The 9,191-nt window shown below is 74.6% G+C and carries 10 protein-coding genes; 8 read left to right on the top strand and 2 right to left on the bottom strand.

The window, feature by feature from the left end:
* Positions 1-286 (top strand): PaaX family transcriptional regulator C-terminal domain-containing protein (locus tag CCS38_RS14195; protein ID WP_308050797.1); only part of this gene is annotated, 286 nt, incomplete at its 5' end.
* Between the two features lie 42 nt (positions 287-328).
* On the opposite strand, the gene CCS38_RS14190 is transcribed toward CCS38_RS14195, so the two are convergent.
* Entirely contained in the window at positions 329-1,165 is an 837-nt protein-coding gene (locus CCS38_RS14190; RefSeq protein WP_223733617.1) for a triphosphoribosyl-dephospho-CoA synthase, read from the bottom strand.
* A 257-nt stretch (positions 1,166-1,422) separates the two neighbouring features.
* Here CCS38_RS14190 and CCS38_RS14185 point away from each other — a divergent pair, with 257 nt between their 5' ends.
* From CCS38_RS14185 to CCS38_RS14170, 4 genes are all read left to right on the top strand, one after another.
* Entirely contained in the window at positions 1,423-1,818 is a 396-nt protein-coding gene (locus CCS38_RS14185) for a TOBE domain-containing protein (protein ID WP_223733616.1), read from the top strand.
* 17 nt (positions 1,819-1,835) lie between these two features.
* Positions 1,836-2,627, top strand: coding sequence for a molybdate ABC transporter substrate-binding protein (gene modA / locus CCS38_RS14180; protein WP_223733615.1), 792 nt, complete (start codon positions 1,836-1,838; stop codon positions 2,625-2,627).
* Positions 2,624-4,558: an ABC transporter permease gene (locus tag CCS38_RS14175; RefSeq protein ID WP_223733614.1), complete on the top strand. Its 1,935-nt coding sequence runs from the start codon at positions 2,624-2,626 to the stop codon at positions 4,556-4,558. Before modA ends, CCS38_RS14175 begins: the two co-directional genes overlap by 4 nt.
* Before the next feature lie 130 nt (positions 4,559-4,688).
* The gene (locus CCS38_RS14170) at positions 4,689-4,922 is read left to right on the top strand and encodes a hypothetical protein (protein ID WP_223733613.1); all 234 of its coding nucleotides are present in this window, start codon (positions 4,689-4,691) and stop codon (positions 4,920-4,922) included.
* A gap of 62 nt (positions 4,923-4,984) precedes the next feature.
* Here the strand turns inward: CCS38_RS14170 and CCS38_RS14165 are convergent, their stop codons facing one another.
* Complete coding sequence (locus CCS38_RS14165) at positions 4,985-6,157, bottom strand: lactonase family protein (RefSeq protein ID WP_223733612.1); 1,173 nt, start codon at positions 6,155-6,157, stop codon at positions 4,985-4,987.
* A gap of 201 nt (positions 6,158-6,358) precedes the next feature.
* Here CCS38_RS14165 and CCS38_RS14160 point away from each other — a divergent pair, with 201 nt between their 5' ends.
* From CCS38_RS14160 to CCS38_RS14150, 3 genes are read left to right on the top strand one after another with little or no spacing between them, the layout of a single operon-like run.
* Positions 6,359-7,033: a dienelactone hydrolase family protein gene (locus tag CCS38_RS14160; RefSeq protein ID WP_223733611.1), complete on the top strand. Its 675-nt coding sequence runs from the start codon at positions 6,359-6,361 to the stop codon at positions 7,031-7,033.
* Positions 7,030-8,382, top strand: coding sequence for an erythromycin esterase family protein (locus tag CCS38_RS14155; protein ID WP_223733610.1), 1,353 nt, complete (start codon positions 7,030-7,032; stop codon positions 8,380-8,382). Before CCS38_RS14160 ends, CCS38_RS14155 begins: the two co-directional genes overlap by 4 nt.
* A gap of 53 nt (positions 8,383-8,435) precedes the next feature.
* Complete coding sequence (locus CCS38_RS14150; protein WP_223733609.1) at positions 8,436-9,089, top strand: phosphoribosyltransferase; 654 nt, start codon at positions 8,436-8,438, stop codon at positions 9,087-9,089.
* Positions 9,090-9,191: the final 102 nt, after the last annotated feature.

The following is a 9,191-nucleotide window of genomic DNA, read 5'->3' as shown; positions in this document are numbered from 1 at the left end:
GCTGACCGGCACGCCCGACGGCGACCCCGCGGCGCTCGCCGGGCGGCTGTGGGACCTGGCCGGCTGGTCGGCGCGGGCCCGCGCCCTGCTCGTGGCGCTCGGCCGGGCCGCCACCCCCGCCGACCGTTTCACCGTCTCCGCCGCGATCCTCCGCCACCTCCTCGCCGATCCCCTCCTCCCGGACGCGCTGCTGCCCGGGGACTGGCCGGGGCGTGAACTCCGCGCCCGGTACGGCGAGTTCGAGGCGGAGCTCGGCGAGCTGCTCCGCCGCCACATCGAGGACTGAGGGGACTGTACGCCGAGGGGTGACGGAGGTCGGCGGCGTCGCTCACGGCCCCGGCGTCAGGCCGTCCGTGCCGAACGTGAAGTCCAGGAACAGCGCGGCGGACAGCACCGCGTGGCTGCCGCGCGGGGTCAGCAGCGGGTCGCGCATCCGCAGGTGCAGGCGGTCCAGGGCCTCCTGGCCCGCCGGGCAGCCGTAGCCGCCGGCCCGCACCACGTCCCGGGCGTCCATCTGCACCGACAGCAGCGCCGCGGGCCCGCCCTCGTGCAGCAGAGAGGTGTCGTCCAGCGTCGCCATCAGCGTGAGCAGCGCGTCCATCCGCGCGGCGATCTCGGGCCTGCCGTGCGCCCGGGACTCGCGCAGCGCGGGCAGCGCCACCCGCCGCACGTGCGGGAATCCGGACCCGGCCTGACCGGTCGCGCCCGGCACATGGAAGTGCAGCCGGGCCCGGCCGCCCGGCGTCTCGACGGGCTTGGGCGTGCCGTCGTACGGCATCCGGGCCAGCGTCGCGGCCGCCGCGCAGGCGGCGTAGCCCGAGCGGCAGCCGGTGGCGGCGGCGCCCGCGACGAGCAGGCCGGCGGCCCACAGCTCGCCCCGGTGCCCCGCGGCCTCCTCCGGGAGCTGCTCGCCGAGCCGGCCGAGCTCGGCACGCAGGTGGCGGTCGAGACGGCGGCCGTCGGCGGTCTCGGCCACCGCGGCGAAGACCGGGCGGAGCGCCGGTATGGAACGGAGTTCGGCGGCGGGGTCGTGCGGCACGCCCGCGTCGGGGATCCGCGGCAGCCGGGCGCGTGCCGTGCAGGCGGCCACCGCGAGATCCGCGAGGAGGCGCGGGGTGACGGGGGGAGCGAGGCGGGCGGGCGAGGTCGGCGCTGGCCTGAGCATCGTCGGTGCCTTCCGTCGTACGGGTCGGTCGGTCAGGGAGGCGGTGAGCGCGTCCCGAGCCTGTGATGCCGCCCGTGACGACCCGGTACGCGGGACTTTGGTCCTGGATGTCCGGCCCGTATGTCCCCTTCGTGGCGCTCGCCCAGGAGCCCCCGTGCGCATGATCTTGTGCGATCGCACTACCCGGCTCGCATCTGCTAAGCCCAATCCACAGTCTTCCTTGCAGGTGAGAGGGTAGCTGCCATAACGTGCCGCACATGCAGTCCTACACGATCGGCCAGGCGGCGCGGCTGCTCGGCGTCAGTGCCGACACGGCGCGCCGCTGGGCGGACGCCGGCAAGGTCCCCACCCACAGGGACGAGGCCGGCCGCCGGCTGATCGACGGCCGTGACCTGGCCGCGTTCTCCACCGAGCTCGCCAGGAGCGGCACCGGTGAGGACGAGCCCGCCGCCACTTCCGTGCGCAACGCCTTCCCCGGCATCGTCACCGCGATCAAGCTCGGCGACGTCGCGGCGCAGGTGGAGATCCAAGCGGGCCCGCACCGCCTGGTCTCGCTGCTGACCAGGGAAGCGGTGGAAGAGCTGGGGCTGGAGGTCGGCATGCGGGCCACCGCGCGCGTGAAGTCGACCAACGTCCACATCGACCGGGTCTGAGCCCCGAGGAGTCCGCCATGCCCCGCCCCCGTACGACCGGCCGCCGCACCGCCGCCGCCACCGCGCTCTGCGCCGCCCTGATCGTCCCGCTCGCCGCGGGCTGCGGCAGCGGGAAGAGCGGCGAGGCGTCCGGCGGCGGCGAGAAGACCACGATCAAGGTGCTCGCCGCCGCCTCGCTCACCGACGTCTTCAAGAAGGCCGGCGCCGCGTACGAGAAGGCGCACCCCGACACGATCGTGAAGTTCTCCTACGCCGGGTCGCAGCAGCTCGCCGCCCAGGTCGAGCAGGACTTCCCGGCGGACGCGCTGGTCACCGCCGACACCAAGACCATGGACGGCCTCAAGGGACGGACCGGCACCCCGGTCACCATCGCCCACAACCGCCTGGTCATCGCCACCGGCAAGGGCAACCCCGAGAAGGTGACGGCCCTCAAGGATCTCACCGACAGCAGGCTCAAGGTCGTGCTCGCCGCGCCCGAGGTCCCGGTCGGCCGCTACAGCCAGCAGGTGCTGGACAAGCAGCACCTCAAGGTGAAGCCGGTCTCGCAGGAGCAGGACGTGCGCGGCGTGCTCAGCAAGGTGGAGCTCGGCGAGGCCGACGCGGGCATCGTCTACGCCACGGACGCGAAGACAGCCCCCGGCAAGGTCGACGCGGTGCCGGTCCCCGACGACCAGAACGCCGTCGCCGCCTACCCGGCCGCCACCCTCAAGGTCTCCGAACACAAGAAGCAGGCCGACTCCTTCGTGAAGTGGCTGCGGTCGGCGAAGGCGCAGCAGATCCTGCGCGACGCGGGGTTCCAGAAGCCGTGAGACCCTCCGTGCGCCGGGCGCCGCTCGCACTGGCCGTACCCGCCGTGCTGGCCGTGGCGTTCCTGTTCGTCCCGCTGGCCGGCGTCCTGGTCCGTACGACCTGGTCGGACCTGGGGACACATCTGACGGCGCCCGGCGTCACGGACGCGATGTGGCTCTCGCTGTCCGTCGCGTGCTGGGCCCTGGGGCTCTCGCTGCTGCTCGGCGTGCCGCTCGCCTGGCTGCTGGCCCGGGTGGACTTCCCCGGCAAGGCGCTGGTCCGCTCGCTGGTCCTGCTGCCGATGGTGCTGCCGCCGACCGTGGGCGGCGTCGCGCTGCTGCTCGGCTTCGGGCGGCGGGGACTGCTGGGCGGGGTACTGGAGGACTGGTTCGGCGTCCAGCTGCCGTTCCACACCTCCGGTGCGGTCATCGCCGCGACGTTCGTGTCGATGCCGTTCCTGGTGATCAGCCTGGAGGGCGCGCTGGCCGGGCTGCACACCCGGTACGAGGAGACCGCGGCCTCCCTCGGCGCGGGCCCCTTCCGCGTCTTCTGCACCGTCACCCTGCCCATGGTCGCCCCGGGCCTCGCCGCAGGCGCCGCGCTCACCTGGGCCCGCGCGCTGGGCGAGTTCGGCGCCACGATCACCTTCGCCGGCAACCTCCCCGGCGCCACCCAGACCCTGCCGCTCCAGGTCTATCTGCTGCTCCAGGACAGCCCCGAGGCCGCGACCTCGGTCTCGCTGCTGCTCCTGGCCGTCGCGATGGCCGTACTGATCGCACTGCGCGGGCGGTGGTCGGTGGGCGCCACGGCGAAGGCGCGCACCGGAACCGCCGAGGCGGCAGCGGGTACGGACCCGCTGCCCGCCGACGCGCTGCCGGCGGCGCCCACCGAGGAGCTCCCCGCGGACGCGCCCGCCTGGCCGCTGCACGCCGACGTCACCGGCTTCACCCGCCTCACCCTCGACGCCGGACCCGGCACCACCATCGCCGTCGTCGGCCCCAACGGCGCGGGCAAGACCACCCTGCTGCGCGCGCTCCTCGGGCTCACCCCGCGCGCCCACGCCGCGCTGACCCTCGGGGACGACGACGTCACCGCCCTGCCGCCGCACCGCCGAGGCGTCGCCTGGGTACCGCAGGACGGCGCGCTCTTCCCGCACCTCACCGCCCTCGGCAACACCGCGTACGGGCTCCGCGCCCGCGGCGTTCGCCGTGCGGAGGCGCGCCGCGCCGCCCAGCAGTGGCTGGACCGGCTCGGCGTCGGCCACCTCGCCCACCGCCGTCCGGCCGGCCTGTCCGGGGGGCAGGCCGGCCGGGTCGCGCTGGCCAGGGCGCTGGCGGCCGGGCCCCGGCTGCTCCTCCTCGACGAGCCGCTCGCCGCCCTCGACCAGACCACCCGCGCGCACGTCCGGCACACCCTGCGGCAGCACCTCGCCGGCTTCCGCGGCGTCTGCCTGCTCGTCACCCACGATCCGGTCGAGGCGGTCTCGCTGGCCGACCGGGTACTGGTGCTCCAGGACGGCAGCACCCTCCAGGACGCCGCGCCCGCCGAGGTCTCCCGGCACCCCCGCTCGCCCTGGGTGGCCCGGATGCTCGGGCGCAACGCCTGGCCCGGCACGGCCACTGCCGACGGCCTCGCCCTCGTGGACCGCCCCGGCCGGCTCACCGCGGCCGAGCCGCTGGAGAAGGGCACGGAAGCGCTCGCGATCATCGGTCCCGAGGCGGTGTCCGTGCACCGGGTCCGCCCCGGCGGCAGCCCGCGCAACGTCTGGCCCGGCCGGGTCCGCGAACTCACCGCCGCCGGCAGCCGGCTGCGCGTCCTCGTCGGCTCCCCGGAGGTCCCCGACCTCGTCGCCGAGATCACCCACCAGGCCGCCGCCGAGCTGGACCTCCGCGACGGCACGGACGTCTGGATCAGCGTGAAGGCCACGGAGGTCACGCTCGTACCGGTGTGACGCACCGTCACGCCCGACAGCGCCGCACGCGGCGTTTGGACCGGACGGCAGCGGAAACCCGCAACGGGCGCCGCTGAGCCCGAGCGGCCCCGAGCGGCGGTTCCTGTCCACGAGGTGGAGGTAAGTCACCATGACCAGCAGCAAGGAAACCGGCGAATTCACCGGTACCAAGGACAAGAACTACAACCTGCTCTGGTACACCGAGACGTGCCTGAACAACGCCCTGCGGATGGAGACGTACATCCAGGACGCGGAGCGGGACAAGGACACCGAGCTCGCGGAGCTGTTCCGCAAGGCCCAGGCCGACAGCCGCAAGGGCGCCGAACTGGGCAAGCAGCTGCTCCGCAACAGGCTCGGCGACTGACGGCCGGCGACTGACGACCCGGTGCCGGGCGGTACTCCGCGGAGTACCGCCCGACACGGCTCCTACAGCGGCAGTACACACACCGGCATCGGCGCCTCGAACGGCTCCCCGGTGGAACGCAGTTGACCCGATCGCGGGTCGACGCGGAAGACCGTGACCGTATGCGAGCGCTGGTTTCCCGCGAACAGCAGCCGGTGGTCCGGCGAGAAGGCGATGTGGCGCGGGAAGTCGCCGCCGACCGGCACGGTGTCCAGCAGCCGCAGGCGCGCGCCGCGGTCCTCGACGGCGTACCGGCTCAGGCTGTTGTGGCCACGGTTGGCCAGATAGGCGTACCGGCCGTCGGGACTGACCAGGAACTGTGCCGGGTAACTCGTGCCGGGACCGGTCCCGGTGGACTGCGGGGCGCCGGGGGCGAGCCGTCCGGTGGCGGGGTCGTACGCACACACCACCGCCGTGTTGTCGAGCTCGTTCGCGAGGTAGGCCCAGCGGCCGCCGGGGTGAAAGGTGAGGTGGCGCGGGCCGGCGCCGGGGCGCAGCGGCGCGGTGGACACCTGGCTCAGGGTCCCCGCGAGCGGGTCCAGCCGGTAGCTGTAGACGGTGTCGTTGCCCAGGTCGACGGCGAGCACATGGCCGCCGTCGGGACTGGTGACGATCTGATGCGCGTGCGGCCCGTCCTGGCCGGGGCCCGGCGGTGGCGCGGAGTGCGTCACGAGGTCGGTGCGCTCGCCGAGCGCGCCCGTCACCGGGTCGACGGGGTGCACGGCGACGCTCCCGGAGAGGTAGTTGGCGCTCAGCAGCCAGCGGCCACTCGGATGCACGGACAGGTGGCAGGGGCCCGCGCCGCCGGTGGAGCGGCTGCCCAGCACGCGGTGCGCGCCGTCGGCGGCGAGCCGGACGGCGGTGACCGCGCCGTCCGCGTTCTCCCGGACCGCGTACAGGGTCCGCCGGTCGGGAGAGAGGGCCAGGTAGGAGGGATCGGCGACGCCGGTGAGCACGCCGCTGCCGGTGATCCTGCCGGTCACCGGGTGGTACGCCGCCAGGCCCACGCCGCTGCCGCCGCCCGGCTGCGAGGTGTATGTGCCGAGGAAGACCGGCCGGGTCGCGGCGGCCGGTGCGGCGACGGCGCTCTGCTGGCCGAGGGCAGCCGTCGTCCCCGCCGCCAGCGCCCCGAGGAAACCCCGGCGGCGGAGCCGCCCCGCGGGCCCGTGCTCCGACTCCGGCATGCGGTCATTCATGGCAACACCTCGGGATCTCATGATCGGGGCGCGGGACGGCAGCCAGAATGGTCCATACCACCGGGGCTGACAAGACCCTTTGCAGCCCGGACCGGCAGCGGAGCATTTGCCCGCTTTGCAGGGAAGAGTACGATCTTCCGTGGCGGGTTACCCGTATCGGCAAGCGACAGACCGCAAGCGAGCAGAGCGGGAGCGAGTCCGATGACCTTCGAAGAATCGGTGTCCGTACCGGCCGGCGGCGCCGCCCTGACGGGCGACCTGCGGGTACCCGAACCGGCCCACGGGGTCGTCGTCTTCGCGCACGGCAGCGGGAGCTCCCGGCACAGCCCGCGCAACCGAGGCGTCGCAGCCTATCTGGAAGCGTCCGGCCTGGGCACCCTGCTGATGGACCTGCTGACGGAAGAGGAGGACCGGGTCGACGAGGTGACCCGCGAGCACCGCTTCGACATCCCGCTGCTCGGCGAGCGGGTGGTCGCGGCGGTCGACTGGCTCGGCACCCACCCGGTCACCGGACGGCTGCGGCCGCACCTCTTCGGCGCCAGCACCGGATCGGCCGCGGCCCTGGTGGCCGCCGCCGCCCGCCCCGAACGGGTGGCGTCCGTCGTCTCCCGCGGCGGGCGCCCCGACCTCGCGGGCGACGCGCTGCAGCAGGTACGCGCCCCGGTCCTGCTGGTCGTCGGCGGTCACGACGAATCGGTACTGGATCTGAACCGGCAGGCCGCCGCCGAGCTCTCCGCGCCGTGCCACCTCCACGTCATCCCCGGCGCCACCCATCTCTTCCCCGAATCCGGCGCTCTGGACCAGGTCGCCGTCGCGGCGCGGGACTGGTTCCTCGCGCCCGGAGAGCCGCCGCACGGGGAGGAGGGCCCGCGGTGACGGCCGCGGCCGGCGCCGCCGATCTCGCGGAGATCACCGCCCGCGCCCGGCCCCTGACCGGCCCCCGGTCGCTGGACCCGCTGCTGGAGCGGATCGGCGACGCGCGGTACGTCCTGGTGGGCGAGGCGTCGCACGGTACGGCCGAGTTCTACCACTGGCGCGCCGAGCTGACCCACCGCCTGATCACCGAGAAGGGCTTCTCGTTCGTCGCGGTGGAGGGCGACTGGCCGGACTGCCAGGACGTGCACTGCTCGGTCACCGGGGCGCCCGGCGCGCCCGCCGACCCGGCCGACGCGCTGGCGGACTTCCGTCGCTGGCCCGCCTGGATGTGGGCCAACACCGACGTGGCCCGCTTCGCCCGCCGGCTGCGCGCCCACAACGACGCGCTGCCTCCCGGCCGGCGCGTCGGCTTCTACGGACTGGACGTCTACAGCCTGTGGGAGTCCCTGGACGCCGTACTGGACCATCTGCGGGAGCACGACCCCGACCGGGTGGACGAGGCCCTGGAGGCGTACCGCTGCTTCGAGCCGTACGACGAGGACCCGCAGAGCTACGCGCTGGCCACGCGCCTGGTGCCCAGCGGCTGCGAGCCCGAGGTGATCCGGCTGCTGGTCGCCGTCCGCGAACGGGCGCAGCAGGCGAAGGCCGCCGACGGCAGCCTGGCCGACCTCGCGGCGCGGCAGAACGCGGAGGTACTGGCCGGGGCCGAGCGGTACTACCGCGCGATGGTGCGCGGCGGCCCCGACTCGTGGAACGTGCGCGACCACCACATGGCGGACACCCTCGACCGGCTGATGGACCATCACGGCCCGCACGCCAAGGCGGTGGTGTGGGAACACAACACGCACATCGGGGACGCCCGCGCCACCGACATGGCCGAGGCAGGGCTGGTCAACGTCGGGCAGCTGGTGCGCGAGCGGCACGCGGCCGACGGCGTGGTCCTCATCGGATTCGGGTCCTACGAGGGCACGGTGACGGCGGGGGAGAGCTGGGGCGCCCCGCCGCAGACCATGACGGTGCCGCCCGCCCGGCCCGGCAGTACCGAGGAGCTGCTGCACCGGGCGCTGCCCGGCGGCGCGGCGCTCTTCCTGCTCACCCCGCCGCCCGGCACGCCCGGTGAACAGCCGGCCGCGGGCCCCGGCCACTGGACGCGGCTGCCGCGCGACCACCGGGCCATCGGCGTGGTCTACCGCCCGGAGCGCGAGAAGTGGGGCAACTATGTCCCGACCGTGCTCGACCAGCGGTACGACGCGTTCCTCTTCCTGGACACCACCCGGGCGCTCACCCCGCTGCCCCGGCAGCACCCGGCCGACACGGGGGAGGAGGAGACCTGGCCCACCGGCCAATGACCGCCCACCACCCACCCGCCTTCCCCGACCGCCTTCGTCGCCAAGGAGACAGCATGTCCTTCACGGACCGAAGAGACGCCGGCCGGCAGCTCGCGCAGCGGCTGCGGCAGCAGCTCACGGCGGAGGGGCCCGGCGCGCCGGAAGGGCCCGTCGTACTGGCCCTGCCGCGCGGCGGAGTACCCGTCGCCGCCGAGATCGCCCGCGAGCTGGGCGCGCCGCTGGACGTCTTCGTCGCCCGCAAGATCGGCGCCCCGGGCCAGCGCGAACTGGCCGTCGGCGCCCTCGCGGGCGAGGACCCGCCGGTCTTCGACCGCCGCGCCCTGCAGTTCCTCGGCCTGGCCGAGGAGGAGCTGGCTGCCGACGTCGCCCGCGAGCGCACCGAACTGCACCGCCGCGAGGACCTCTACCGCGGCAAGCGCCCCGAGCTCGTCCTCACCGGCCGCACGGTGATCCTCGTCGACGACGGCCTGGCCACCGGCATGACGGCCACGGCAGCCCTGCGCAACCTGCGCCGCCGCGGCCCGGCTCGCGTGGTCCTCGCCGTACCGGTCGCCTCTCCGACCACGGCCGCCGCGCTGGCCCAGGAGGCCGACGAGGTCGTCTGCCTGAGCAAGCCCCCGGACTTCCGTGCGGTCGGCGAGTGGTACGAGGACTTCACCCAGGTCTCCGACGAGCACGTCATCGAAGCGCTGCGGGCGGCCACATGAGCTCGGCGCGTGCGCCGTTGAGGTAGTGGGCGCCGATGTCGCGGAGCCGGTGGGCGGGGGAGCCGCGGGTGGTGAGGGCGCGGGCGTTGCGCCAGAAGCGGT

It is taken from the genome of Streptomyces purpurogeneiscleroticus, assembly GCF_020024005.1.
Classification (GTDB): Bacteria; Actinomycetota; Actinomycetes; order Streptomycetales; family Streptomycetaceae; genus Streptomyces; species Streptomyces purpurogeneiscleroticus.
This window is presented reverse-complemented; position numbering and strand designations above follow the sequence as displayed.

Coding starts and splice junctions, on each gene's coding strand:
- CCS38_RS14190 (WP_223733617.1), bottom strand. CDS start 1,165: ATGCTCAGGCCAGCGCCGACCTCGCCCGCCCGCCTCGCTCCCCCCGTC.
- CCS38_RS14185 (WP_223733616.1), top strand. CDS start 1,423: ATGCAGTCCTACACGATCGGCCAGGCGGCGCGGCTGCTCGGCGTCAGT.
- modA (WP_223733615.1), top strand. CDS start 1,836: ATGCCCCGCCCCCGTACGACCGGCCGCCGCACCGCCGCCGCCACCGCG.
- CCS38_RS14170 (WP_223733613.1), top strand. CDS start 4,689: ATGACCAGCAGCAAGGAAACCGGCGAATTCACCGGTACCAAGGACAAG.
- CCS38_RS14165 (WP_223733612.1), bottom strand. CDS start 6,157: ATGAATGACCGCATGCCGGAGTCGGAGCACGGGCCCGCGGGGCGGCTC.
- CCS38_RS14160 (WP_223733611.1), top strand. CDS start 6,359: ATGACCTTCGAAGAATCGGTGTCCGTACCGGCCGGCGGCGCCGCCCTG.
- CCS38_RS14150 (WP_223733609.1), top strand. CDS start 8,436: ATGTCCTTCACGGACCGAAGAGACGCCGGCCGGCAGCTCGCGCAGCGG.